Consider the following 26,022-nt stretch of genomic DNA (forward strand, 5'->3'; position numbering starts at 1 on the left):
GAGACGGAAGATGAAACGGCATGCCTGGACACTGGGATTGGTATTGGCGCTGGGCTGCGGCAAGGATTCCCCGCCGACCAATCCTGGCGCGGACGGTGGTTCGGACGGCGGCTCGGAGGAGCAGACCCCCTTCACGAAGCTGGAGGTGGACGCGGACCCGAGCGAGTTCAATCCCATCTCCAACATCGCCATGGCGGTGGGACCGAACGACCGCATCGGCATGGTGTACTTCGTGAACAACGGGACCATGACGGGCAGCGTGGCGAACTACGACCTGCGCTACCGCGAGTTCGACGGCGGCACGCTGGGGCCGGTGGAGAAGATCGTCACCGTGCAGCGCGTGTACGGCGTGTCGCTGGCGTTCGGTCCGGACGGTCAGCCCGCGGTGGCGTACCTGGGTGGCGGTCGCGACGACTCCACCTTCTGGCTGCAGAGCGACCTGGCGGTGTCGTACCGGAACGCGAACGGCACGTGGACCGAGCGCATCGTCGCCACGCGCTCCAACGCGGCGCTCACCAACAACCCGCTGAGCGACGCGGGCTTCCTGGTGGGGCTCAATCCCTCCATCATCTTCTCCGGCAACCAGGCGCTCGTGGCGTACCGCGACGGGCACAACGGCAACTTCGGCCGTCAGGACTGGGAGTCGGCGGACCTGGAGCTGGCCATCGGCGGTCCCACCGCGTGGACGTTCAACATGGTGGCGCCGTCGGGTGACACGAAGGAGGGCTTCGGCGGTCACATCTCCCTCATCCAGGCGGGCGCGCAGCCGGCGGTGGTGCACGACCGCGCGTTCGAGAGCGCGCAGGCCACTGGCGCGGACGTCGTCTTCCAGCGGCGCAACGCGAACGGCACCACGTGGTCGGCGCCCACGAAGGTGCAGGTGCTGGCCAACGGGCAGCTCGGGCCGTCCATGGCCTACGACGCGGAGGCGGGCTTCGGCATCGCGGTGCTGTCCAAGTCCGACGACAAGCTGACCTATATCGAATGCGCGGACCGGAGTGCGACGAGCTGCACGGCGGCGGCGGACTGGACGTCGCCGGACCCCGTCTACCACCACGGCACCGGCGGCTGGTACCCGTCGCTGGCGTTCGACCCGGTGAACCACGACCCGTCCATCGCCTATTACATCTGCGCGGAGGCCGCGGGCCGCAACGACACGAGCTGCAACCCCAACGAGGACAAGCTGGTCGTCGCCACGCGCATCGGCGGTATCTGGCGCGAGACGCTGGTGGACGCCAACGGCGGCTGGTCGCCGAAGCTGGCGTACCTGAGCTCGGGCAAGCGCGTGGTGCTGTACCGCACGCCCGTGGTGTCGCCGACGAAGAAGGGCGTCCTGCACCTGGCGGTGGAGCGATGAGGAGGGCGGCTCGCGCGCTGGCCGCGCTGACGCTGGCGGGGCTCGCCGCCGGGGCCGGGGTGGTCGCGTGCGCCCGGCCGGACAACTCGCTGTCGGGCAGCGCGTCCGAGCTGTTCCCGCTGGACGTGTCCAAGGTGGAGATCCTCCGCAACGCGGAGGCGTTCCAGGTCAGCTACTACCGCAACAACGACCTCGACGTGGACCTGGTGGCGCGCATCACCGTGTCCACGGAGGGGCTGGACCTGCGGCCGGGCTCGAAGGTGAACCTGGCGGGCAACACGCCGTCGGGCCTGGCGCGCACGACGGTGGTGCACCTCAACGCGGGCGAGCCCGCGCGCGTCTTCGCGCCGGTGTCCAAGGGCTCGCTGGAGCTGGACGAGGGCGGCAACCCCGGCGAGGACACGCGCGGCGAGTTCGGCATGTCCTTCCAGAAGGGCGAGGGCTACGGCGCGGGACGGACGCTCGACGGGACGTTCTCCGCCGTGGCGCAGGACGCGGGCTTCGGCCCGGACGTCGGCGAGCCGCTCGACGGCGGCGTCACGGATTCGGGGACCTGAGGTCGAGCACGCGGTGGGCGCTGGCGCGCGAGGCCAGCGCCCACCATGAGCCTGTCAGCCCGGCCCGGTGAACCGGGGGACGGGCTCGAGGCGGAGCCCGGAGCGGAACAGCCGCAAGAAGGGCACCGTGGGGATGTGGAAGAGGGCCAGCGTCACCACCCACGACGCCACGTGGAGGCCGTCCCGCTCCGGCATGTAGAGCAGTTGGTGGAAGCCCGCGACCGTCATGAGCGCGACGATGGTCAGGCCCGTGCTCGCGATGGCCAGCTTCATCCAATTCCAGGGTGAGCGCCCTGGCTCCGCGACGAACTCGGCTGGCAGGGGCGCGCCGGGGTGATGGGGCAGGGGGATGTCGTCCGGAGCCCCGGGTGGCAGGCCGGCGACGCGGCGCACGTGGGCGAGATGGGCGCTCAGCCGCATGTGCTCGCGCTGGTCCGCCTGGAGCTCCAGGTAGAGGCGGCGACCCCACCAGACGAGGATGCCCAGCACGACCAGCGAGAGCACGGCGTAGCCGGTGTGGGTCATCAGGAAGAGGTCGTAGGCGCCATGCAGGAGGATGGCCCAACCCAGGCCGGCGGCGAGGAGCGAGAAGCGCTGGCCCGCCGGTCGGCGGCGCGCGCGGCCGACGAATGCGCCCATCACCACGCCCATGAACGCGTGGCCGGGCACGGCGGTGATGGCGCGCATGAACGCCACCCCGAGGCCTCCGTCGCTCACGTAGAGGACGTTCTCCAGCGTGGCGAAGCCGAGCGACGCGGTGGCGCCGTACACCACGCCGTCCACGGGCTCGTCGAAGGCGGGCTTGCGCCAGGCATAGCGGTAGAGCACGAGGAACTTGAAGAGCTCCTCCGGAATGGCGGCGCCGAGGAAGGACTGAGACAGCGCGCTGCTCCACGTCCCCATGACCCACGTCTGACCCAGCTTCTCGAGCGCCATGGCCACCGGCACCACGGGGATGCAGATGGCGGCGCCGAGGAGGAACGTGCCGAGGAGTACGCCGGCCGGTTCGGGGCGTTGGTCGCGCGAGCGGATGTACCAGAACAGCAGGAGCGATGGGACGATGGCCGACCCAGCGAGAAGCAGATCCAGCATGGCCGCACGCTAGCAGGCGGGACTCGCCTGGGAATGCCCGTGTCGGGACGGGGCGCCTGGGCCGTGTCCGGCCGCGCGTGCACAGTCGGAGGGCGCTCATCGTTGCCACGGAAGCTCGGGGCGCGACAGGGGGGCCGTGGTGTCCGTGGGGGCGTGACGTCTGTTGCCGTCCGAGGCTTGGCCCGCGAGTGCTCTCGTTTCTTCCGCGTGTGTTCGCGAGCCGTCCACGACACGCGCGGGGACCGCGCCTCTCGAAGAGAGCGCGTCCAATGCATCCTCTGCCGCGAGAGGCCTTCCGTGATACGGGGCCGCGCGCTGTGGCGCAGATGCCGAGCGCTTGACTTGGCGACATCCGACGCGCGAGCGCCTGGTGCATCCTCCACCGGGCGGAGCTGTCCGCCCGGCGGAGCCGGGGACCCATCCGCGGTCCACGATGTGGCGTAGATGCGGAGCACCAGACACGGCGACACCCGACGCTTGAGCGCCCGGTGCATCCTCCACCGGGAGGAGCTGTCCGCCTGGCGGAGCTGGATGCGTCAGCGGTCCGCGACGTGGCGCAGACGCCGAGCACCAGACACGGCGACACCCGACGCGCGAGCGCCGGTGCATCCTCCACCGGGCGGAGCTGCCCGCCCGGCGGAGCTGGACTCATCAGCGGTCTACGGCGTGGTGCAGACGCCGAGCGCCAGGCCTCGCGACACGGAGGCCTGGGCCACGGTGTGCCGCGCGAGCGCGGAGGCGCCACCTTCCTCGTAGATGCGCCGGGCCAGCGCCACGGCCTCGCGGGCGTGGACCGTGAGGGTGACACCCGCGCCGTCCGTCACCGCGACCGCGCCATCCGCGGCCTCCTCGGCGCGAATGAGCAGCGCGCCCGCGTCGTCGCGCACCACCATGCCGTTCTCCAGCGGCTCGAAGTAGCGCACCACGGGCTCCTCGCCCTCGTGCTGGACCTCCAGGCGCATCACCCCGGTCTCCGCGTCGCGCGACATGCGCAGCACGTCCGTGGGGCTCAGCCGCACCACGCGCGTGCCGTCATCCGCCCCGTCCGCGCTCGACACCGGGTTGTTGCCGCTCCAGAACTCGATGCTGTTGATGATGAGCGCGTCGATGATCGTGCTCAGCTCGTACACGGGGACGATGATGAGCACGAGGAACATCAGCCACTGCACGAACTTCTCGCCGGAGATGTTCTTGTTGAACTGCCAGATCTTCTGCGTGAGCTTGAAGCTGCCGAAGCAGCCCGTCGCATGCATGGAGATGAAACCCGCGCACATCACTGCGAGCCACGGTGAAGGACGCTTCATGGGGGGACCCTCCTGAGGGCGTTGGACGGGCGGGGACCATGCCATGACGCGGCTGCACGTCACGCACCGTTGTAGGCCCCGTCCAGTGCTCACCACTTCGCGCGGCGGATGCGAGGATGGAGGTGTGACTTCCAACACCCCTTCTCCTCGGAGTCGTATCGGGTCGGCCTCGCGCGGGGCCTGCGTCGCGCTCGGGCTGCTGGCGGGCGCTCCGTCCATGGCCTCCGTCCCCGCCGAGGACGGCGACGGCGATCCACCTGGGGCGCTTCGCTGTCTGGTGAAGTGGTACCCCGTGCTCGCGCCCGTGCGGCTCGACGCGGGCTGGGGTTTCCGCCTCCCCGACGGGCGCACCTTCCCCTTCGATGACGGGAAGCAGAAGACGTTCGAGCAGCGGCTGGAGTCACCGGACCTGGAGGACACGCTCTCCATTCCCTACCGCGCGGGGGCCGTCACTCCCGTGACTCGCGAGGACGACGACCCGGGGCGCATCCGCTTCGACCCGCTCTTCACCGCCACCTACGGCGACGCGGAGGCGAAGGTGGACGTGGTGCCCATCCGCTTCCTCGGGCAGTCGTTGAAGGTGCACCGCAAGGTGGAGCCTGTCTTCCAACGCCTCGCGGCGCGGCTGGAGGCGCTCGTCGCGAAGGACGCGTCGCTCCGGCCGTTCCTCACGAACGTCGGCGGCACCTTCGTCTGGCGCAACGTCGCGAACACCCGGCGCCGCAGCGCGCACGCGTATGGCGTCTCGCTGGACCTGAACACGGCGCGCTCGCACTACTGGGAATGGCAGCGCCCCCGGCAGCCGGTGCGCTGGCGCAACGAGGTGCCCCAGGTGCTCGTGGAGGCCTTCGAGGCGGAGGGCTTCATCTGGGGCGGGCGCTGGTACCACTACGACACGATGCACTTCGAATACCGCCCGGAGCTGTTGGATCCGGACTGCGCGCCCGCGCGCTGAAGGGCCCCGGGCTCAGTCGACCTCGCTCTGCACCAGGCCGTACTTGTGCAGCAGCGAGTAGAGGTGCTTGCGGTCCAGCTCCGCCTCGCGCGCGGCGCGGGCGATGTTGCCCTTGGCGCGGCCGAGCAGGCGGGTGAGGTATTCGCGCTCGAAGGCGCGGATGAGCTCGTCCTTGCAGACCTTGAAGGGGCCGGTGAACTCCGCCGGGAGGAAGTCGCCGGAGGGGGCGGGGGGCTCGCGGGTGAACTCGCGCAGGAGCGCGTCCCCGGCCAGCTCCGGGATGTCCACCATGTGGCGCGCGCGCTCCAGGGCGTTGCGCAGCTCGCGCACGTTGCCCGGCCACGTGTGCCCGGTGAACTGCTCGCGAATCTTCTCCGGCAGCCGCAGCCACAGGCCCTCTCCCGCGAAGGCGTCCACCAGGAGCGGGATGTCCTCCTTGCGGTCGCGCAGCGGCGGCAGGCTGACGGTGAACACGGAGAGGCGGAAGTAGAGGTCCTCGCGGAAGCGGCCCGCCTGCGTCTCCGCCCACAGGTCCTTCTTGCTGGCCACGACGATGCGCGCGTCGAAGGAGATGGCGGAGGAGGCGCCGAGCCTGCGGAACTCCCGGTCCTCGATGGCGCGCAGGAGCTTGGGCTGCAGGTCCAGCGCCAGGTCGTCGATCTCATCCAGGAAGAGCGTGCCGCCGTTGGCGCGCTCCAGGCACCCGATGCGCTGGCTGACGGCGCCGGTGAAGGCGCCCTTCTCGTGGCCGAACAGCTCGCTCTCGATGAGGGAGTCGGAGACGCTGGCGCAGTCGAAGACGACGAGCGGCCCGGGGGCGCGCGGGCTCAGCTTGTGGATGGCCTTGGCGGCGGCGCCCTTGCCGGAGCCCGTCTCGCCCACCAGCAGCAGGGTGGAGTCCGTGGGGGCGATGCGCTGCAGCAGCGCGAAGATCTGCCGCATGGGCAGGCTGCGGCCCACCAGGTCCCCGAGCCGGTCCTCCTGCGTGGGCTCCACCTGCACGGGGGCCAGTTGCGGGCTGAAGCGCAGGCGCACGTCGCCCACCTCCAGCAGCGCGCCGGGGCGCAGGTACGCCTCGCGCACCTGGGCGCCGTCGAGGAACGTGCCGTTGGTGGAGTCGAGGTCCTGGACCAGGAAGCGGTCGCCCATGCGGCGCACCAGCAGGTGGTTGCGGCTCACCGTGGGGTGGTCGATGACGACGTCGTTGTCGGGCGCCTTGCCCACGCGCAGGGCTTCGTTCGCCAGGGGGAAGACGGTGCCTGCGCGCTCGGTGTCCAGCAGCACGAGGTGGAACTGCTGCGCGGAGAGTCGCTCACCCTGGGCCCGTGCGTTGATGACCGTGTGCGTGGGGATGGGCGCTGGGGGCAGAGGGGGGGGCATGTCCGGCGGGGATTCTAGACGGCTTCTCGTCGCGAAGTGATTTCCTGTGTGGCGGACGGCGCCTGCCTTCCTGGCCGGTGGGCATGGTTGGAGCCCCATGGGAGCGTGCTACGACGCGGCCCATGCGCTTCCGTACCCTGCCCCTGTTGCTGGTTTCCGCTTGCGCCACGGTGCCCCAGGCGCCGCCCCCCGTCGCTCCCGCCGCCTCGCCTCCGGCCGCCACCCGGGTCTGGAAGCAGGCCCGGGCAGTGGTGGTCCGTCACGCGACGGTGATGCCCGCCACGGGCCCCGCCATCGAGGACGGGGCGGTGGCCTGGGTGGACGGGAAGTTGACGGCGGTGGGGCGGAGCGCGGAGGTGGCGACGCCTCCGGGCGCGGAGGAGGTGGACGGCACCGGCCTCTACGTGACCCCCGGCATCATCGACGCCCACAGCCACCTGGGCGTGTATGCCACCCCGGAGTCGTTCTCGAATTCGGACGGCAACGAGGCCACGGCGCCGGTGACGGCCGAGGTCTCCGCCGAGCACTCGTTCTGGCCCCAGGACCCGGGCCTGCGGCGGGCGGCGGCGGGCGGGGTGACGTCCCTGCTGGTCCTCCCGGGCAGCGCCAACCTGGTGGGGGGGCGGGGGTTCCCGGTGAAGCTGCACTTCGGGCGCTCGGCGGCGGAGGTGCGGTTTCCGGGCGCGAGGGACTCGCTGAAGATGGCGTGCGGCGAGAACCCCCGGCGCGTCTACGGGCAGGACCGGAAGATGGCGCCCTCCACCCGCATGGGCAACGTGGCTGGCTACCGGCAGGCCTTCGCGCAGGCGCGCGAGTACATGGACAAGTGGGCGGACTGGACGAAGAAGAAGGAGAAGTCGCCCGACGAGGCCGGGCCGGCTCCCGCCCGGGACCTGAAGCTGGAGACGCTGGCGGAGGTGCTGCGCGGCAACATCCTGGTCCAGAACCACTGCTACCGCGCGGACGAGATGGAGGTGATGCTCCAGGTCGCCCAGGAGGCGGGCTACTCCATCCGCGCCTTCCACCACGCGCTGGAGGCCTACAAGGTCCGCGACAGCCTGGCGGCGAAGAACGTGGCGGTGGCCACCTGGGCGGACTGGTGGGGCTTCAAGCTGGAGGCCTGGGACGGCATCCCCGAGAACGCGGGCCTCGTGTCGCAGGTGGGCGGCAAGGCCGTCATCCACTCCGACTCCGCCTACGGCATCCAGCGGCTGAACCAGGAGGCCGGCAAGGCGCTGTGGCGCGCGCGGGAGTCCGGCATCCCCCTGACGGAGGAGGAGGCGCTGCGCTGGGTGACGCTGAACGCGGCGTGGGTGATGGGCGTGGAGGCGCTCACCGGTTCGTTGGAGCCGGGGAAGATGGCGGACGTGGTGCTGTGGAAGGGGCACCCGCTGAGCGTCTACGCGCGGGCGCAGCGCGTGTGGGCGGACGGCGTCGTCACCTTCGACGCGGCGTCCGGCGCGGTGGAGGCGAGCGACTTCGAGGTGGGGGACATGGCCCGGGGCTCGGCGCGGCTGGTGGCGTCGTCGGCGCCGGCGCCGTCCCTCGCGGACCTGGGGCTGACGGCGGCGTGTGACGTGTCGAGGGACGCCGCGTGCGCCGCGTTGGTGCCGGTGGGGACGCAGGCGTGCACGGCGTTCCTGGGCGTGACGGCGTTCACGGGCGCCGGCTGGATGCGCGACGCCACGGTGGTGCTGGACGGTGGGAAGGTGGCGAGCGTGAAGCCGGCCGGCGTGGCGGCGCCCACGGGTTGCCGGACGGTGGAGGGGAAGGGGCGGTTGCTGACGCCGGGCCTCGTGGATCCGCTCACGCAGCTCGGACTGGTGGAGGTGGGCCAGGAGTCGCAGTCCCAGGATGACGGGCTGAGGGGAGACGCGGACCGGCGGGACGTGCGCGCGGCGCTCCAGTCCGCGGACAGCGTCAATCCCGCCTCGGCGGTGTTCCCGGTGGCGCGCCTGGGCGGGGTCACCGGCGCGGTGACGGTGCAGCACGGCGGGCTGGTGTCCGGACAGAGCGCCTATGTGACGACGGACGGCACGGTGCGGCGCGGGGCGCTGGCCATGCACGTCAACCTGGGCACGCCGGGGCGCGACGCGGTGTCGGGCTCCCGGGCGCTGGTGCTGGAGCGGCTGCGCGAGCTGCTCTTCGACGCGCGCGAGTACGGCCGGCGCAAGGCGGACTTCGAGCAGCGCCGCATGCGCGACGTCGCCGCGAGCCGGTTGGACCTGGAGGCGATGCAGCCCGTGCTCGCGGGCACCCTGCCGGTGGTGGTGGTGGCGCAGCGGGTGTCGGACATCCGGGCGGCGCTGGCGCTGGCGCGCGAGTACGGCCTCGAGCTGGTCATCGCGGGTGGCGGCGAGGCGTGGATGGTGGCGTCCGAGCTGGCGGCGGCGAAGGTGCCGGTCATCCTCCAGCCCACGCAGAACCTGCCGCTGGACTTCGACCGGCTCAACAGCCGGCTCGACGCGGCGGCGCTCCTGCACGCGGCGGGGGTGAAGGTGCTCATCTCCGTGCTGGGCGAGCCGGCGATGGTGCGCACGCTGGCCCAGGAGGCCGGCAACGCGGTGTCCTGGGGCCTGCCCCACGCGGAGGCGCTGCGGGCGATGACGTCGAACGTCGCGGAGGCCTTCCACCTGCCGGTGGGGCGGCTCGTGCCGGGTGCGGTGGCGGACGTGGTGCTGTGGACGGGAGACCCGCTGGAGTCGTCCTCCCGCCCCGTGGGCATGTGGCTGGGCGGCGCGCAGGTGCCGCTCGTCAGCCGTCAGCAGGCCCTGTTCGAGAAGCACCGGGTGTTGCCGGCGAAGTAGCGCGGAAGAGTGCGGCGGTCGCCCCGCGAGGGAGGACGACCGCCGCGTCGGGCCCCGAGCAGCTTTCAGTTGCCCTGGTAGATGCCGATGCCGCCCGCCACCCACTTCTTGGTGACGGAGTCGGTGTGGCCCATGAAGGCCACCAGCATGCGGCGCCCGCCGCCCGAGGTGTCGGACTGGATGTCGCTGATGCGCGCCATGCCGTACTTCGCGCCGAACAGGTCCAGGCCGTAGTTGATGATGCTCCCGCCCTTCACCCGGGACAGGCCGCCACCCCACGACGCGCCCGTCCAGATGCTGCCGTCGGACGGGTCCAGGCCCACGGAGGACAGGTACTTGTCCACGAGGCCGGAGCCCGCGCCCAGGCGGCGCAGCACCCCGCCGCCGGAGTCGAGCTGCACGAGGCCGTTGCTGAACGAGCTCATCCACACGCTGCCGTCGCGCGCCACCACCGCGCCGGAGATGTTGTCCTGCACGCGCTCGTTGGGCCGCGAGTACTCCGGCTTCGCGTCCGGCCACAGGTCGCGCTTGTTGGCCGGGTCGTTCTCCGAGCCCGTCTGCGCGTGCCAGAAGTTGCCGCTGTTCGTGCCGTACAGGAAGCGCGTGGTGCGGTCCGAGCCGCCGAACCAGACGTCCCCGTTCGGTGCCGGGGCGACGCCGTAATAGGCGTCCGTCAGGAGGACCATGTTCCCGCTGGCGTCGTACGCGTTGATGCTCGGGTGGACGTGCTCGAAGACGCCGGAGCAGTTGAGCTGCCCGTTGCACATGGGCGCGCCCTTGAACTCCGCGTTGCCGCGCGCGAAGCCGTGGTTGCCGCCGAACCACACGCTCGCGGTGTTCTTGTCGTAGGCGATGCGCAGGATGTTGCAGAGCTTCTCGCGTCCGCGCGGCTCCGCGCTCACCACGTGGGGGCCGGAGAAGATGTCGTAGTGCACGACGCTCAGCGTGCCGTTCGCGTGCAGCGACACCTTGTCTGCGTCACCGCTCTTGTAGCGCGACGGGTCCGGGCTGGGACCGTCCCAGTTGTTCTCGCAGTGGTCGGAGCCCTTGCCGGGCATCCCCTCGTAGCCCACGTACACCGTGCCCGACTTGCCGCCCGCCACGGAGATGACCTTCAGGTACTTGGGCCCCGGAGGCGTGCTGCCGTCCGGCATGAAGCCATACGGCCGCAGGCCATCCTCCATGCCGTAGCGCACGAAGCGCTCCGCGCCGGGCTTGAGCAGGAACAGCCCCTCCACGCCGCCGGCGACCCAGATGTTGCCGCCCTGGTCCGCCGTCACGCCGTACACGGTGACGGGGCCGCCCTGGTCCGCGCCCAGGAAGCGCCAGCCCGGCACCGAGGGCAGGGGGGGAATCTCCGCTTCCGCGCGAGGGTCCGGCCCCGCGTCGGGTGGGCCGGCGTCGGGGATGCCCGCGTCCGGCCCTCCCGCGTCCGGTTCTCCCGCGTCGGGGACGCCGCTGTCGGGACTCCCCGCGTCCGGCTCTCCCGCGTCGGGCGTGCCGGGGGTCTCCGCGTCGGGCGTGCCGGTGTCGGGCGGCGTGCCCGGGTCATCGATGCTCGGGTTGTCCTGCTGAGACTCGTCCTCGCTCTTGTTCGAGTCGCAGCCCACGGTCCACATCGCGCTCGCCACGACGAGCGCGCCTGCCCAGCGCCATCCCCGCCTCATCCGCTTGCTCCCCACGCACCTCGGTCCGCTCACCATGAACGGCCGACTCCGACGAGACACATCGCAAGGCCGATGCCAGTGTCGGCTGGCGTTGGGAGGGGGGGAGCGTCCGCTCCCGGACAGCCGGTGGGTACCGGCGTGTCCCGCCTGAGCAACTCACTGTCCCGGCTGGCCCCTTTTTCGTGCTAGGGGCTTCCGGAAATGGGTGGGAACGACGCACGCGGTCGCACATCTCTGTCCTTGGTGGGCCAGGAGCCGGACCTCCTCTTCTACACTCGCCAGGCGAGCGAGCATGGTGGCCCGGTGTTGGTGTTGGGCGCCGCCAACGGCCGCGTGGTGTGGGCGCTGGCCGAGCACGGCTTCACCGCGGTGGGGGTGGATCCGTCGGAGGTGATGATCCGCTCCGCCGAGGAGCGCCGCGCCACGCAGCCCGCGGAGGTGTCCGACCGCGCCCGCTTCCTCGTCGCGGACCTGCGCTCGCTGCGGCTGCCGGACCGCTTCCCGCTGGTGCTCGCGCCGCAGCACGCGCTGGGGCTGATGCCCGGCAACGACGACCTGGAGGCCTTCCTGGCGACCGTGCGCGGTCACCTCACGCCGGAGGGCACCTTCGTCTACGACGTGCTCAACACGCCCCGCGAGCCCGTGCTGCCGCGCGACGACGAGGAGCCCAACGCGGGGCTGGAGCCGCGCCGCCCGCTGTTCGCCCTGCACCTGCGCGAGCGCAAGCGCCCGGACGCCCCCAGCCCCATCCGCCGCCTCAAGCTGCGGCACTTCTCCCCGGAGGAGCTGGACGCGGCCCTCACCGCCGCGGGCTTCGTCCCACGCGAGCGGTACGGGCGCTTCGACGGCAAGCCCTTCGACCTGGAGGACTCGCGCCACATCGGCGTGGCCGGGCCCTGAGGGCTACTTCTCGAAGCGGTAGCCCAGGCCCCGCACGGTGACGAAGTGGCGGGGCGCCTCCGGGTCCGGTTCGAACTTCAGCCGGAGCTGGCGCATGAAGTTGTCCACCGTGCGCGCGCTGCCCTCGTAGTGGTAGCCCCACGCGCCGGACAACAGCTCCTCGCGCGTGAAGGTGCGCTCCGGGTGGGACAGGAAGTGCGCCAGCAGCTTGAACTCCTGCGCCGTCAGCTCCACCGGGGCGCCCGCGCGGGACGCGGTGCGCGCGTTCATGTCCACGCTCACGTCGCCGAACGTCACCGGGGGCGCGGCGCCGAGCGACGGGTAGCGCCGCCGCAGCACCGCCTTGATGCGCGCCAGCAGCTCCTGCAGCCCGAAGGGCTTCACGACGTAGTCGTCCGCGCCCAGGTTGAGCCCGAGGATCTTGTCCGTCTCCATGCCCTTGGCGGACAGCACCACCACGGGGGTGTCCCGGCCGCGCTGGCGCAGGTCCTTGAGCAGCTCGAAGCCGTTGAGCTCCGGCAGCATGAGGTCCAGCACGATGAGGTCCGGGGTATCGTCCAGGGCCCGTTGCAGGCCGGTGCGCCCGTCCTGGGCCTGGAGCACCTCGTAGCCCTCGAAGCGCAGGTTCATGGAGAGGCCGGTGAGGATGGACAGGTCGTCCTCGACCACCAGGATGCGCCGTGTCGTGTCGCTCATGCCTTCTGTACCGGCAGGTGGATGGTGAACCGGCTGCCGCGGCCGGGCTCGCTCTTCACGGCGATGCGTCCGCCGTGAGCCTCGATGATTCGACGGGCGATGGCCAGCCCCAGTCCGCTGCCCTCCGTCTTGCGGGTCATCAGATTGTCCACCCGGTAGAAGCGTTCGAAGATGCGCTTGCGGTCCTTGGGGGCGATGCCCACGCCGTTGTCCTCCACCGTCAGGTCCACCCACCGGCGGCTGCGGCGCACGGTGAGCGCGATGCGCCGGTCCTCCGGCCCGCTGTACTTGTACGCATTCTGCAGCAGGTTGAGCAGCGCCCCGGCGACCGCCTCCTTGTCCACGCTCACCCAAGGCAGCTCCTGCGCCACGTCGACCTTCAGGTCCATGCCCCCCTCCAGCCGCTGGGCGCGGAAGGCGGCCAGCGCCGAGTCCACCACGTCGGAGACCGGCATCCGCTCGGGCTGGTACACCTTGCGCCCGCCCTCGATGCGCGACCAGTCGAGCACCCGCTCGATGAAGATGGACAGGCGCTCCGTCTCCCGCGTCAGCAGGGTGAGCACTTCCTGCATCTGCGCCGGGTCCTTCAGCCGGCCCAGCGCCAGCGTCTCGATGAACATGCGGATGGAGGTGAGCGGCGTGCGCAGCTCGTGGCTCACCAGCGACACGAAGTCCGTCTTCATCCGGGACAGCCGCGCCTCGCGGTAGAGCACGCGCCCCGTATAGACGACGCCGAAGGTGAGCGTCAGGTAGAACAGCCCGAGCAGCACGCCGTACACGGCGCGGTTGCGCGTGGAGGCGCGCGCCACCGGGTCCTCGCCGGTGGGCAGCACCACCAGCCGGAAGTCCTGGAGCGGTGGGGACAGCACGCGCTCGGCCAGGACCTGGGGGCCCAGCGCGCTCGCCCGCGCCTGCGCGACCTCCGACACCAGCTTGCCCATCAGCCCGCCCTCGCCGCTGGGCTCGCGGGGCACCGGCATGAGGGTGAAGCGCACCGGCTCGCTGGACACCGCGCGGGGCTCCACCCGCTCCGTCAGCAGGGCCTCCAGCGCGCGCACCGACAGGCGCACGCCGCGCACCACCTGGCCCTCGCGCTCGGCCATCACCAGCACGGAGTGGCTGCCGGCGGCGAGCGAGAAGAAGGTGGGGGACTCGGGGAACGAGTGGGTCTCCGGCAGCACGGCGGCGAGCGACTCCGCCAGCAGCGGGTCCTCCGTCACCGCCCGGCCGCCTTCCAGGAGGAAGGTGCCGTTGGGTTCGGAGAGGACGCGCCCGTCGGGGGCCACCAGCCGCAGCGTGCCGCCTTCTTCCTCCAGCCGCGCGGAGGCCAGGGCGGCGGGCAGCTCCTGGGACAGCGCCTCCAGCGTCCCCCTCCACGCGGCCTCCAGGCGTTTCTCCACCGCGGCGCGCTCGTTGATGATGGCCACCACGCCGAAGCCGGACAGGCCGGCGGAGGGCAGCACCACCAGGATGATGAGCAGCGCGAAGGTGCGCCGGAAGCTGAGGATGACGGGGGCGGAACGCGACACGTTCCTCTCCTTTACTCCCACCGCGTGCCACACGCTCGTGGCGTTTCGCCGTGGACATCGTGGCCGGACCCTGACCGTTCCCCCGGCCTCGGGGGAGGGAAGGAATCGACTTCGGACGCCATCTGATGCAAGCATGGTGGTTCGCGGGGGAGGCGAGCGACCAGGGCCGGCCGACATTCCCGACCGCGACACGACGCGGCATTCCCAGGGTGAGTGGGTGCGGGCAGAGGCCGGAGCCGTGTGGAGGACGCTTCCCATGAGACGTCATGTGCTGGCCGCGGTGGCGGCATCGATGCTCGGGCTGGTGGCCTGTGAGGACCACTCGCCGGTGGACTCGTGGACCCGCGCCTCGGGTTCGCTGGCGCTCAGCCTCGACGACGCGTTCCTGTACGTGGTGGACGCGGACACGGGCGTGCTCGCGGTGGTGGACACGGCGCGTGGGGAGAAGGTGGGCGAGGTGAAGGTGGGGCAGGGCCCCGAGCGCGTGGTGGTGGGTCCGGACGACACCGTCTACGTGTCCAACCGCGCCGAGCGCAGCGTGTCCGTGGTGCGCCGGGGGCAGTGGAGCGAGGCGGCGCGGGTGCAGGTGGGCGTGGAGCCCATGGGCCTGGCGGTCTCTCCGAAGGGTGACACGCTGTACGTGGTGAACAGCACCGCGCTGGACACCACGGAGCACGGCACGCTGATGGCCGTGGACACCGCGTCGCTGACGGTGCGCTGGGAGCTGCCGGTAGGCGAGGAGCCGCGCGGCATCGCGCTGGTGGACGGTGGAAGGCGCGCGCTCGTCAGCCTGTTCAAGCACAGCGACATGGTGACGGTGGACCTGTCGGACTCGCACCAGCCCCGGCTGATGAAGGAGCGCACGGACCTGTATGCGCGCGCGAACATCGATGGGGAGCCGCAGGAGGGCGACATCTTCGTCCCCCAGGTGCGGGCCCTGTTCCGGCCGCGCGGCATGTCGGACGTGGTGGTGACGCCGGACGGCAAGCGCGCCTTCTCTCCCGCGCTGTGGGCTCGAGAAGACCCACTGGCCCCCGCGGGCTCCGACCCGGGTGGCTCGCTGTACGGCGGGGGAGGGCCCTGCAACACGGCGGGCGTGGTGGCGCCGGGGCTGGTGACGTTCGACACGGACGACGGGTCGCCGCGCGTCGACGACATCGACCGGTGCCGTCCGCCCCCGGACGACGAGCCCGACTTCCCGCCGTCCACCCTCGTCAGTCCGGAGCGCAGCCACCCCATCCAGGGCCCGGTCGCCGCGGCCGTGGACCCCTCCGGCCTGTGGATCTTCGTGGTGAACCGCGAGACGGACAACGTGGCCATCCTCCCCACGGACCGGCGCTCCGGCGCGGACCTGTCGAACAGCCGCTTGAGCTCCGTGCGCCAGTTGGTGCGCGTGGGCTCGGGCCCCAGCGGCATCGCGCTGACGCGGGACGGGCGCAAGGCGTACGTCTACAACGCCTTCGACCACACGGTGACGACGCTGGTGAACGACGCCTCCGGCAACGTGGCCAACGTGCGCGCGGAGGGCGTGCCGGTGGCCATCGTCGGGGACGTGCTGTCGCCGCAGGCGGCGGCGGGCCGCAAGCTGTTCTACTCGGCGCTGGACTCGCGCATGACGAGCTCCTCGGTCGCCGCGTCGTGCGCCTCCTGCCACCTGGACGGGCGGGAGGACGGTCACGTGTGGGGCTTCCCGGACGGGCTGCGCCAGACGCCGAGCCTCGCCGGGCGCAAGGTGACGCAGACCAGCCCGTTCCACTGGAGCGGCGAGTTCGACACCCTGCGCGACTTCATGGACGCCACGGTCCGCGGTCGCATGGGGGGCACCGCGCTGGACGGGGTGATGGTGGCGCAGTTGAGCGCCTTCATCGACGCCATCCCCACGCCGGACAACCCCTACCGCCACGACGCGCCCACCCCGGCGCAGGCGCGGGGCGAGGCCGTCTTCCAGAAGGCCGGCTGCGCGACCTGTCACGAGGGCGCAACCTTCACGAACAACCAGCAGGCGGATGTCGGCACGTTCAACGTCGGCGGGACGTTGCCGGACGATGCCTCCGTGCGCAGCAAGGGGCTCAACACACCGTCCCTGCTGGGGCTGGCGCGCACCGCGCCGTACCTGCATGACGGCAGCGCGCCGTCGCTGAAGGACCGGCTCCTGCGCAACCGGCAGTCCAACAAGCATGGCGACACGTCGTCGCTGACCTCGGCCGAGGTCGACGACCTGGTCGAGTACCTGCGCATGCTGTGAGGCGGGACGCCGCCGCTCAGGGTGCTCCGGCGTCGGGCGGCGGCGCGGCGACGAAGCTGTCCGGGCGGGTGGCGCTCAGCGCGATGCGCGCCACGTCCACCGCCTGGTCGGAGGTGCCGCCGAGCCACGTGACGACGAGCGCGCAGGGCGTGTCGTCGTCCCAGGTCATCACCTGCATCATCCCCTGCACGGGGGCCCGGCGGGCGGCGGCGCGGCCGAGCGCGGGAATCTCCTCGCCGCCGGCCTGCAACGTGGGGGCGAGCAGGGCGTGCAGGTCCGCGTCGGCGTAGTGCGGCTTGCAGTCCCAGGTCACCGACACGGAGACGTCCTTCTCCGTCGAGGAGCGCAGGACGCACAGCGGCGCGCAGGTGGGGCAGGAGCGCTCCTCCTTCAACGAGAAGCCGGGGAGCATGAGCTCGCGCTGGTCGGTGGGCAGCAGCGTCTCGCAGCCCGCCAGCGTCTTGTGGGCGTCGAGCCCCGGGGCTGTGTGACCCGCGTCGGCCGCGGGCTCCGTCGCGCGGCTGCGGCAGGCCGTCGCCAGGGCCAGTGTCATCAGCAGCGCCGCGCGCCCTCCTCCAGCCCTCATCCCGTGTCTCTCCTCTGGGCGCCCGCGTCCGGCGCGGGGCGGATGGTAGACCTTTGCCGCGCCGGTGCGGACACGTTTCCCACCGGCTGTTCACCGCCCCTCGGGAGACGCACGCCGGGTGGACGTGCGGTCGTGCGCCGCTCGTTCCCCGGAGCGCCGTGGATTAAGCTGCCCGCCGACTCCATGGCCCCCTTGCGCTCCCTCCTTCCGCTCACCCTCCTGGCTGGATTGTCCGCCCGGGCCCAGGTTCCCGTGGAGCCGCCCGCGCGCAACCCCACGCCGGACGAGTCGTGGGCCACGCCCGCCCAGGTGGAGTCCTCCTCGGGGCAGGGCGCCCGGGACGAGCAGGGCTGGAACACCTTCCCCGGCGCCACGGCCGTGCCGGAGGGCGAGGCCGCGGCCGGGCTCCCCCGCCTGCCGGAGGTGCCTCCGATGACCGTCGTGGACAACCCGCCGGGGGCTCGCGAGTCACGCCTCCGGCCCGTGGAGCCGGCCGGGCCTCCCGCGGTGCCCAACCGGGTGAGCCTGCTGGGGGCTCGCACGGTGGGCGCGGGCAGGGTGGCGGCCGGGGTCTCGCTGGGCTTCCCGGTCGTGTCCGCGCGCGTGGCGGTGGGCGTGCTGCCCCGGCTGGACGTGCTCGCGGGGTTCGACACGCTCTACGGGACGATGAACGAGCTGCGCCTGGGCGGGCGCTGGGTCGTGCTGGAGGGCGGCGCGCGCTGGAGCGTGGGCGTGGTGGCGGAGGGGAGCCGGGCCTTCTTCCTGCGCTCGGCGAGCGTGGAGGACAAGGGCGCGCGCTACCTGAGTGGCCGGCGCAACTGGAACGTGATGCCGGGCCTCGTGGCCAGCTTCCAGGTCCAGGGGGCGCGGACGCCCCGGTTCTTCCTCGACGCGCGCTACCTGGTGTCGTTCGACACGGAGCCGCTGCAGCGCACGCCGCTGGGCGGACTGCCGCCGAACCTGGTGACGACCAGTTCGTGGCCCGTGCGCGTGGGGGCGGAGGTTCCCCTGAGCGAGAAAACGTCCTACTCCGTGTCCCTGGGCGGCGACGTCCGCAGCGGGACGGAGGACGCCGCCTTCATGCCCGTCGTGTCCGTGGGCATCGTCACCGGTCTCTAGCGTGGCACGCTTCCGTGCCCCCCCACCCCCCGAGAGAGGTCTTGCATGCGTGGCAGTGTCATCGGCTCCGGTTCCTTCGGTACGGCCCTGGCGAACGTGCTGGCGGTGAACTGTGATGAGGTCCGCCTCTGGGGGCGTGAGCCGACGGTGGTCGACGCCATCAACACGCGGCACGAGAACCCCACGTACCTGCCGGGCATCCCCATCTCCGAGCGCGTGCGCGCGACGCAGGATTTGGAGGAGGCGCTGGTGGGCTCGGAGCTGGTGGTGCTGGCCACGCCCAGCCACGCCACGCGCCAGGTGGTGGCGCGCGCGAAGGACTTCCTGCCCAAGCACGTCCCCATCGTCACGGTGTCGAAGGGCATCGAGAACGAGACGCTGCTGACGATGACGGAGCTGCTGGAGGACTGCCTGCCGGAGGAGTTCCATCCGTACATCGCGGTGCTGTCCGGCCCGAGCTTCGCGAAGGAGCTGGCGCGGCGCATGCCCACGGTGGTGACCATCGCCTCGCACTGGGACAAGGTGGCGGTGCGCTGCCAGAAGGCGCTGCAGACGGAGACGTTCCGCAGCTACACGTCCACGGACGTGGTGGGCGTGCAGTACGGCGGCGCGCTGAAGAACGTCATCGCCATCGCCGCGGGCATGGCGGACGGGCTGGGCATGGGCCACAACGCGCGCGCGGCCATCATCACCCGCGGCCTGGCGGAGATCACCCGCCTGGCGGTGCGCAAGGGCGCCAACCCCCTGACGCTCTCCGGCCTGTCCGGCATGGGGGACCTGGTGCTGACGTGCACGGGTGAGCTGAGCCGCAACCGCCACGTGGGCATGGAGCTGGGCAAGGGCCGCAAGCTGGCGGACATCCTGTCGCAGATGAAGGAGGTCGCGGAGGGCGTGAAGACGGCGCGCAGCGCGCGCGACCTGTCCATCAAGACGGGCGTGGAGCTGCCCATCTGCCAGCAGGTGTACCTGATTGCCTACGAGGACAAGAACGCGAAGTCGGCGGTGGTCGACCTGATGACCCGCCAGCCCAAGTCCGAGCTGGTCTGAGCCTCCGCGACCTCAGTCCCCGGCCGGGACGCGCAACGCGTCAGTACCGCCGGGGGCTGGCGTCCGGTGAGGCGCCGCGGATGCGCCAGACGGTGAGGCGCTGGGAGTTGGTGTGGCTGACGACCATGCCGTCCTGCTGCATCTGCTCCAGCAGGCGGTGTGTCTTCAGGCGGTCCAGGCCCACGGCCTTGGCGAGCACGTCACCGGGCAACCCGGCGATGTTGCTGCGCAGCTCGTTGACGATGGCCTTCTTGAACTCGTTCTTCTGGAGGCCGTCCAGGTCCTGCGTCCTCCACGCCTGGAGGATGCCCGCGGCGATGAGCACCAGCGTCAGCACCGCCACCAGCGGGTAGATGATGTGGCTGTTCTGCTCCAGCAGCTCGAAGTACTTCGGCGACAGGGAGGAGACAGGCTTGGCGTAGTCCGGTGCCGCCTGGGCGAGCAGTCCGGAGAGCGGGGACGTCAGGGTGAAGATGGAGTGGGCCACGGCTCCCCGACTCTACGGGGAGCCGCGCTCGCCTCGCAACCCGCCCGCCCTCAGACGACGCCGATGGCCTCCGAGGCGCCCTCCGCGAAGAGCGTGGTGTCCGCCTTGGCCAGCAGCGCGGAGAGCCCCTCGCGCGTCTGGGCGCTGATGGCCACTCCTCCACGCGAGCGCAGCAGGCTCTCGATGTCCTCCGCCGGCATCAGGTCCGCCTTGTTCCAGACCATCAACCGGGGCTTCTCCATCAGCCCCAGCGACGCGAGGATCTTCTCCACCGCCTCCACCTGCTCGTCGCGCGCCAGGTCCGCCGCGTCCACCACGTGCAGCAGCAGGCTCGCGTCGTACAGCTCCTCCAGCGTGGCGCGGAAGGCGGCCACCAGGTCCTTGGGCAGGTCCCGGATGAAGCCCACCGTGTCGGTGATGATGACCTCGCGCTCCTGCGGGAAGCGCAGCCGGCGGCTGGTGGGGTCCAGCGTGGCGAACAGCTTGTCCTCCGCCAGCACCTGCGCGTTGGTGATGGCGTTGAGCAGCGTGGACTTGCCCGCGTTGGTGTAGCCGACGATGGAGATGATGGGCAGCTCGCGGCGGTTGCGCTGGGCGCGGCGCACGCTGCGCTCCCGCCCGATGGCGTCGATGCGCTTCTCCAGGTGCGTGATGCGGTCGCGCACGCGGCGACGGTCGATCTCCAGCTTCGTCTCGCCGGGGCCGCGTCCGCCGATGCCGCCCGCCAGCCGGCTGAGCGAGTCGTCGCTCTGCACCAGCCGCGGCAGCCGGTACTTCAGCTGCGCCAGCTCCACCTGGAGCTTGCCCTCGGCGCTCTGCGCGCGCTGCGCGAAGATGTCGAGGATGAGCTGCGTGCGGTCCAGCACCTTGAGGCTCGTCGCCTCGCCGATGTGCCGCCCCTGCGACGGACTCAGGTCCTTGTCGAAGATGAGCAGGTCCACCATCGACTGCATGGAGCGCAGGTTCAGGTCCTCCAGTTTGCCCCGGCCGATGAGGTAGCGCGGGTCCGCCTCGCGGCGCATCTGGAGCACGCTGTCGATGACCTCCACGCCCGCGGTGCGCGCCAGCTCCTTCAGCTCCGACAGGCTCGCCTCCGCCGTGGCGCGGTTGCCGTCCAGGCACACCGCCACGAGGATGGCCTTCTCCCGCCCGCCCACCGCGCGCGCCGCCGCCTTGCGGTTGAACTCCTCCTCCAGCGCGTCCAGCGTGTCCAACAGGTCCGGCTGGTTGCCGTGGACGGAGGCCACCGACTCGACGTGCCAGAACTCGCCGGTGCCGTTCTCCGGCACGAGGTACGCGTAGTGCAGCACCCCCGGCAGGCCCTCGCCGCCCACGCCCACCGCCGCCACGCAGTCCAGCCGCAGCAGCGCCAGGTCCGTCAGGTCGTCCTTGGTGAGCGGTTCGCTCTTGAGGTGCGTGTGCACCAGGCGCAGGCCACGCAGACGCACCTGGCCAGCGCGCGCACGGCCGATGTCGGGCAGCTCCAGCTTGTGGGCGTTGCCGACGACGACGTGCTCGATTTCACCCTTGCGGTTGATGAGCACACCCACCTGGCGGTTCGTCTCGTGCGACAGCTCGGTGAGGTGGCGGGCGAGTTCCGGGGACACGATTTCGTGCGGGGACACACGCCGACGGAAGGTGTTGCGCAGCCGCTGCTGCTCGCTCGCCTTGAGACCCAGGGTGTTGCCGTAGATTTCCTTCAAACGCTCGCTCCCATGACGAAGCCCCGCCGGCCCCGTCCATCCGGCGCACTATACGGCGCGCCGCCCCGGCGGCTGACACCACCCTTCCGGCCCGGGGTACCGGAACCGTATTGAACACACGCGCCGCGCGCACCCTTTCCGGCCTAACCTCCGGGCCCGTGACCCACTCGGGACGTAACGCGCTGCGCGCCGCCCGGCGCGTGGTGGTGAAGATCGGCACCAACGCGCTGACGCACGCCACCGGCCGCTTCAACCGCGAGCACTTCGAGGCGCTGGGCCACGACCTGCTGTGGGCGGCCCGGGGCCGGGAGCTGGTGGTGGTCTCGAGCGGCGCCATCGCGCTGGGCGTGGAGCGGCTGGGCCTGCCCGCCCGCCCGCGGGACATCCCGGGCAAGCAGGCGTGCGCCGCGGTGGGGCAGAGCCGGCTCATGCAGGCGTACGAGGACGTGTTCGGAGGGCAGGGGCAGGCGGTGGCCCAGGTCCTCCTCACCCACGAGGACGTGCAGGACCGGCGGCGCTACCTCAACGTGAAGCACGCGCTGGAGCGCCTGCTCGCCGCGGGCGTGGTGCCCGTCATCAACGAGAACGACACCGTGTCCGTGGACGAGCTGAAGTTCGGCGACAACGACACGCTGGCGGGCCTGGTGGCGGGCGTGGTGGAGGCCGACGCGCTCGTGCTCCTCTCCGACGTGGACGGGCTGTTCACCGCCGACCCCCGCAGGGAGCCGGAGGCGCGGCTCGTGGACGCGGTGGATCAGGTCACGCCCGAACTGCTCGCGCTCGCGGGGGGGGCCTCCAGCACCGTGGGGACGGGCGGCATGGCCACCAAGGTCCGCGCCGCCGCGCGCGCCGCCGAGCTGGGCATCCGCGGCGTCATCACCTCCGGCGCGGTGCCCGGCCGCCTGCGCGCCGTGCTGGAGGGCCAGGGGGTGGGCACGCTCTTCGAGCCCACCGGCGGCCGTCGCGGCGCCCGGGCCGCGTGGATCTCCCACGCGCTGCGCCCCCTGGGCGTGCTCACCGTCGACGCCGGCGCGCGCGAGGCCATCGTCACCGGCAAGCGCAGCCTGCTGCCCAGCGGCGTGCGCGGCGTGGAGGGCGACTTCGGGCGGGGCGACCCCGTGGACCTCGCGGACGAGGCCGGCCGTGTGTTCGCGCGCGGCCTCGTGTCCTACGACGCGCAGGAGCTGCGGCGCATCGCCGGACACCACACGTCGGAGATCGAGAGGGTGCTGGGCTACCGCTACCTGGACGAGGCCGTGCACCGCGACGACCTGGCGGTGCTGTAGCGGGGCAGGGGACTCCTCGCTAGATGGAGCTGGACGAGGAGCCGCCGCTGCTGGCGCTGTCCTCGGTGAGCCGCATCAGCGCGCGGAACTCCGGCGAGTCCACCTTCATCAGGAGCAGCGACACCTCCAGCTCGCCGGGCACGCGGCCCAACTGGAGCTTGCGCTGCTGGCCATGGAGCAGCGCCAGCTCCGAGTGGCCCTTGGCCTCCGGCAACAGGAGGTCGAGCTGGAGCATGAACGTCTCGCCGTCCATCTTCGGCATCAGGACCAGTCGGTAGTCCGGCAGGGGGGCTCCCGGCCGGCGGCGCTCGGCGCGCAGCGTGCGCCCCGTCTCTCCCAGGAGCTTGGGCTGGGCCACCAGCCGGCCCTCGCGCCAGACCTCCACGGCGAAGTAGAGCGGCTCGGCTCCGGCGGAAGCGGGCATCGCCCCACACACCCCTCCCACCAGCAGCGCCAGCCCGGCAACCACGTTACGGAAGGTGCGGTTCATGGAGAGGTCCCTCGTAAAGCCGTTGCAGGAATACCCCAAGTCGAACCCATAGTGCGAGCCCTCCGTCCGACGTCCTCTGTTTCCAGGCCAACGGGCAAGTTTCCCACAGATGAATACCTGCTTGCCTGTTCAGTCGTTGCCGGCTAATCGGCTGCACCCGGGCGGGCCCGGCGCTTGTTGACGGCCGTTGCGTGCCCCTTCCTTGACCCCCCGGGGTCCGCCCGGCATCGTCGCCGATCTTCCCGAATGGACCGCACCGAACGCATCCTCGACCTCGTGGCCCTCCTGCTCGACGCGCGCGAGCCCATCTCCTGGGCGGAGCTGCGCGAGCACTTCCCCGCCGACTATGGAGGCTCCGACGACGCCGCCGAGCGCAAGTTCGAGCGGGACAAGGCGGAGCTGGTGGAGCTGGGCTTCCCCCTCACCTACGTCCAGGGCGACGACGAGCGCCGCGACGGCTACATCGTCGACCGCGACGCCTACTACCTGCCCGAGGCGGATCTGACGAAGGAGGAGCTGGCCGTGCTGTACGCCGCCGGCTCCGCCGCGCTCGCGTCGGGGGCCTTCCCCGGCCGCGACGACCTGGCGCACGCCCTGCGGAAGATCGGCTTCTTCGCCGGTGAGTCGCTGCCCACGCCGCGCGTGCGCATGGAGCTGGGCTCCGTGCAGGCGGGGCAGGAGAAGGAGGTCTCCGCCCGGCTGGAGCAACTGTGGGACGCGTGTGCGGGGCGCAAGTGGGTGGAGCTGACGTACGCCAGCCCCAAGCACCCGGGCACCACGCAGCGGCGCGTGGACCCGTACGGCCTGGCGCTGCGGCGCGGGGTGTGGACGCTCGTGGGCCACTGCCACCTGCGCGGCGGGCTGCGAACGTTCCACGTCCACCGCGTTCGGGAGTTGAAGGTGAACACGGCGCGGCCGCGCACGCCGGACTTCCAGGTGCCGGAGGACTTCTCGTTGGACAACCACGTGGCCTACTTCCCGTGGCAGCACCGCTTCCACGCGCCGGTGGAGGTGACGCTGCGGCTGTCGGGCGCGCTGTCGTCGCGCGCCGGGGGGCTGTTCCCGGGCGCCACGCTGGAGCCGGTGGAGGAGGGCGTCACGCGGGCCCGGCTGCCCGTGTCGTTCCTCGACGGGTTGGCGCGCTTCTGCCTCACGCTGGGCCCCGACTGCCTCGTCGAGGGGCCGCAGAGCGCCCAGGCGCGGCTCCGGGAGATGGGCGCGCGCGTCGTCAACCGGCACGCGGACGCGCAGGAAGACAAGGTGAGCGCATGAGCAACGTCCACGAGCGGCTCCGCCGCCTGCTGTTCCTCGTCCCCTACGTGTCCAAGCACCCCGGCGTCACGGTGGAGGCGCTCGCGCGCGCCCTCAACGTCAGCCGCGAGGACCTGTTGGAGGAACTGGACCTGCTCACGTGCGTGGGCCGGCCCCCCTTCAACCCGGACGACTACATCGACATCTACGTGGACAACGACCGCGTCTACGTGGACCTGGACCAGCGGCTGTTCGCGCCGCCCCGGCTGACGGCGGGCGAGGCCGCCGCGCTGGCCGCCGCCGCGGAGCTGCTGCGCCCGGCCGCCGGCGACGCGCTCCAGGGCGCCCTCCAGAAGCTGGAGAAGGTGCTGCCCCCCCAGGTCCGGGAGCGCTACCGGGAGATGTACCGGAAGATCGACGCGTCCACGGAGGCGCCCCAGGCCCTGGGGCCGCTCACCCGCGCGATTCTCGAGCGCCGAGAGGTGACCTTCGGCTATGCCAGCCCCGGCCGGGCCCCGGAGCCCCGCACGGTGCGTCCGTATGAGCTGCTCAGCCACCGGGGACAGTGGTATCTCCAGGGTTTCTGCCACACCCGGCAGGACGCTCGCCTGTTCCGGCTGGACCGGATGGAGGACCTCGTCGTCACCGATACGCCGTTCCTGCCCCCGCCCGATGCCCGGGCGGATGTCCCCAACCCCGCGCGCAGCCGTACCGACGTGTCCGTCCGAGTCCGCTTCTCGCCCGTGGCGGCGCCCTATGTGAAGGAACGCTTCGGCCAGGACGCCCGCCCGCTCTCCGACGGGGGGGTGGAGGTCCTCGTCGCTGGTGACAGCGAGCGCTGGCTGACGCAGTGGGTGCTGTCCTTCGGGGGCGAGGCAGAGGTGGTGGAACCGGTCTCCGCGCGTGCCGCCGTTGCCCGCGCGGCGCGAGCCTCGATAGGATTGTAGGGCCCCATGCCTTTCCAGCTGACGATCTCCGAGGGAAAAGACGCCGGCAAGGAGTTCGTCTTCGACCAGGACTCCGTGCTCATCGGTCGTACGTCCGAATGTGACGTCGTGCTGTACGACCCCGGTGTTTCACGCCGACACTGCCGTCTGTTCCTGGATGGCGAGTCCTACAGCGTCGAGGACCAGGGCAGCGCCAATGGAACGCTGCTCAACGGCTCCGCCGTCCAGACACAGGCCCTGGAGGACGGCGACAAGCTGACCCTGGGACCGGTGACGTTCGTGTTCACGCTGATGACCAGCGACCTCGCCACCGGCGAGAGCGACGTCCCACAGGACGAGGGCGCGGGGAGCACCCGCATCGTCTCCGTGGACGCGCTCAAGCGTCAGCGCAACAAGGGCGTGGCCCTGGCCCCGGACGGCGCGGACGAGAGCGCCCTGGAGCAGATGCGCCAGGGGGCCACGCGCAACAACCTCCGCGCCCTGCGCCCGGCGGGTGGCACCAGCGGCTCGCGCCAGGCCGTCCCCGCCGCCCAGGAGCCCGCCGCCATCGAGCGCGCGTCGTCCGCTCCGCCCGCCCGTCGTCCCGCCGCGGGCTCCAGCGCCCCGGCGCGCGCGGC

Annotated in this window: 22 protein-coding genes; 12 read left to right on the forward strand and 10 right to left on the reverse strand. The window is 71.7% G+C overall.

Annotated elements, in window-relative coordinates:
* Positions 1-10 precede the first annotated feature (10 nt).
* A complete protein-coding gene (locus tag LZ198_RS39915; RefSeq protein WP_253977419.1) occupies positions 11-1,357 on the forward strand; it encodes a hypothetical protein in 1,347 nt (448 codons plus the stop codon).
* Positions 1,354-1,914, forward strand: coding sequence for a hypothetical protein (locus LZ198_RS39920; RefSeq protein WP_253977420.1), 561 nt, complete (start codon positions 1,354-1,356; stop codon positions 1,912-1,914). The genes LZ198_RS39915 and LZ198_RS39920 overlap by 4 nt, the downstream gene beginning before the upstream one ends.
* Positions 1,915-1,968: 54 nt before the next feature.
* Here LZ198_RS39920 and LZ198_RS39925 read toward each other — a convergent pair whose 3' ends face one another.
* Both LZ198_RS39925 and LZ198_RS39930 read right to left on the reverse strand, forming a co-directional pair.
* Positions 1,969-3,006, reverse strand: a complete 1,038-nt coding sequence (locus LZ198_RS39925) for a PrsW family intramembrane metalloprotease (protein WP_253977421.1) — start codon at positions 3,004-3,006, stop codon at positions 1,969-1,971.
* Between the two features lie 659 nt (positions 3,007-3,665).
* Positions 3,666-4,310, reverse strand: coding sequence for a DUF3332 domain-containing protein (locus LZ198_RS39930; RefSeq protein WP_253977422.1), 645 nt, complete (start codon positions 4,308-4,310; stop codon positions 3,666-3,668).
* 124 nt (positions 4,311-4,434) lie between these two features.
* On the opposite strand from LZ198_RS39930, the gene LZ198_RS39935 reads away from it, so the two are divergent.
* Positions 4,435-5,265 (forward strand): M15 family metallopeptidase, encoded by an 831-nt coding sequence (locus LZ198_RS39935; protein WP_253977423.1) that lies wholly within the window; start codon positions 4,435-4,437, stop codon positions 5,263-5,265.
* A 12-nt stretch (positions 5,266-5,277) separates the two neighbouring features.
* Here the strand turns inward: LZ198_RS39935 and LZ198_RS39940 are convergent, their stop codons facing one another.
* Positions 5,278-6,645 (reverse strand): sigma 54-interacting transcriptional regulator, encoded by a 1,368-nt coding sequence (locus LZ198_RS39940; protein ID WP_253977424.1) that lies wholly within the window; start codon positions 6,643-6,645, stop codon positions 5,278-5,280.
* A 122-nt stretch (positions 6,646-6,767) separates the two neighbouring features.
* Between LZ198_RS39940 and LZ198_RS43340 the strand changes: the two genes are divergently transcribed.
* Entirely contained in the window at positions 6,768-9,452 is a 2,685-nt protein-coding gene (locus LZ198_RS43340; protein ID WP_253977425.1) for an amidohydrolase family protein, read from the forward strand.
* A 65-nt stretch (positions 9,453-9,517) separates the two neighbouring features.
* Here LZ198_RS43340 and LZ198_RS39950 read toward each other — a convergent pair whose 3' ends face one another.
* On the reverse strand, positions 9,518-11,119 hold the full coding sequence (locus LZ198_RS39950; RefSeq protein WP_253977426.1) for a ligand-binding sensor domain-containing protein: 1,602 nt from the start codon (positions 11,117-11,119) through the stop codon (positions 9,518-9,520).
* 201 nt (positions 11,120-11,320) lie between these two features.
* On the opposite strand from LZ198_RS39950, the gene LZ198_RS39955 reads away from it, so the two are divergent.
* Positions 11,321-12,019 carry a class I SAM-dependent methyltransferase gene (locus LZ198_RS39955; RefSeq protein ID WP_256560328.1) on the forward strand — a complete coding sequence of 233 codons (699 nt, stop codon included), beginning with the start codon at positions 11,321-11,323 and terminating at the stop codon, positions 12,017-12,019.
* 3 nt (positions 12,020-12,022) lie between these two features.
* Here the strand turns inward: LZ198_RS39955 and LZ198_RS39960 are convergent, their stop codons facing one another.
* On the reverse strand, positions 12,023-12,715 hold the full coding sequence (locus LZ198_RS39960; RefSeq protein ID WP_253977428.1) for a response regulator transcription factor: 693 nt from the start codon (positions 12,713-12,715) through the stop codon (positions 12,023-12,025).
* The gene (locus tag LZ198_RS39965; RefSeq protein WP_253977429.1) at positions 12,712-14,244 is read right to left on the reverse strand and encodes a sensor histidine kinase; all 1,533 of its coding nucleotides are present in this window, start codon (positions 14,242-14,244) and stop codon (positions 12,712-12,714) included. The genes LZ198_RS39960 and LZ198_RS39965 overlap by 4 nt, the downstream gene beginning before the upstream one ends.
* Before the next feature lie 256 nt (positions 14,245-14,500).
* Here LZ198_RS39965 and LZ198_RS39970 point away from each other — a divergent pair, with 256 nt between their 5' ends.
* Positions 14,501-16,489, forward strand: coding sequence for a c-type cytochrome (locus LZ198_RS39970; RefSeq protein ID WP_253977430.1), 1,989 nt, complete (start codon positions 14,501-14,503; stop codon positions 16,487-16,489).
* Between the two features lie 16 nt (positions 16,490-16,505).
* Here the strand turns inward: LZ198_RS39970 and LZ198_RS39975 are convergent, their stop codons facing one another.
* Positions 16,506-17,075 (reverse strand): hypothetical protein, encoded by a 570-nt coding sequence (locus LZ198_RS39975; RefSeq protein WP_253977431.1) that lies wholly within the window; start codon positions 17,073-17,075, stop codon positions 16,506-16,508.
* Positions 17,076-17,207: 132 nt separating this feature from the next.
* Between LZ198_RS39975 and LZ198_RS39980 the strand changes: the two genes are divergently transcribed.
* Positions 17,208-18,194 carry a hypothetical protein gene (locus LZ198_RS39980; protein ID WP_253977432.1) on the forward strand — a complete coding sequence of 329 codons (987 nt, stop codon included), beginning with the start codon at positions 17,208-17,210 and terminating at the stop codon, positions 18,192-18,194.
* Between the two features lie 45 nt (positions 18,195-18,239).
* Positions 18,240-19,241 (forward strand): NAD(P)H-dependent glycerol-3-phosphate dehydrogenase, encoded by a 1,002-nt coding sequence (locus LZ198_RS39985; protein ID WP_253977433.1) that lies wholly within the window; start codon positions 18,240-18,242, stop codon positions 19,239-19,241.
* A gap of 40 nt (positions 19,242-19,281) precedes the next feature.
* Here LZ198_RS39985 and LZ198_RS39990 read toward each other — a convergent pair whose 3' ends face one another.
* Entirely contained in the window at positions 19,282-19,728 is a 447-nt protein-coding gene (locus LZ198_RS39990) for a hypothetical protein (RefSeq protein WP_407667507.1), read from the reverse strand.
* 50 nt (positions 19,729-19,778) lie between these two features.
* Positions 19,779-21,431 (reverse strand): GTPase HflX, encoded by a 1,653-nt coding sequence (hflX, locus tag LZ198_RS39995; RefSeq protein ID WP_253977434.1) that lies wholly within the window; start codon positions 21,429-21,431, stop codon positions 19,779-19,781.
* A 158-nt stretch (positions 21,432-21,589) separates the two neighbouring features.
* Between hflX and proB the strand changes: the two genes are divergently transcribed.
* Positions 21,590-22,717, forward strand: a complete 1,128-nt coding sequence (gene proB / locus LZ198_RS40000) for a glutamate 5-kinase (protein ID WP_253977435.1) — start codon at positions 21,590-21,592, stop codon at positions 22,715-22,717.
* 19 nt (positions 22,718-22,736) lie between these two features.
* Here the strand turns inward: proB and LZ198_RS40005 are convergent, their stop codons facing one another.
* The gene (locus tag LZ198_RS40005; protein ID WP_253977436.1) at positions 22,737-23,207 is read right to left on the reverse strand and encodes a hypothetical protein; all 471 of its coding nucleotides are present in this window, start codon (positions 23,205-23,207) and stop codon (positions 22,737-22,739) included.
* 246 nt (positions 23,208-23,453) lie between these two features.
* Between LZ198_RS40005 and LZ198_RS40010 the strand changes: the two genes are divergently transcribed.
* From LZ198_RS40010 to LZ198_RS40020, 3 genes are all read left to right on the forward strand, one after another.
* Entirely contained in the window at positions 23,454-24,479 is a 1,026-nt protein-coding gene (locus LZ198_RS40010; protein ID WP_253977437.1) for a helix-turn-helix transcriptional regulator, read from the forward strand.
* Complete coding sequence (locus LZ198_RS40015; protein ID WP_253977438.1) at positions 24,476-25,405, forward strand: WYL domain-containing transcriptional regulator; 930 nt, start codon at positions 24,476-24,478, stop codon at positions 25,403-25,405. The genes LZ198_RS40010 and LZ198_RS40015 overlap by 4 nt, the downstream gene beginning before the upstream one ends.
* Positions 25,406-25,411: 6 nt before the next feature.
* Positions 25,412-26,022 (forward strand): FHA domain-containing protein (locus LZ198_RS40020; protein ID WP_253977439.1); only part of this gene is annotated, 611 nt, incomplete at its 3' end.

Source organism: Myxococcus dinghuensis (genome assembly GCF_024198235.1).
Classification (GTDB): domain Bacteria; phylum Myxococcota; class Myxococcia; order Myxococcales; family Myxococcaceae; genus Myxococcus; species Myxococcus dinghuensis.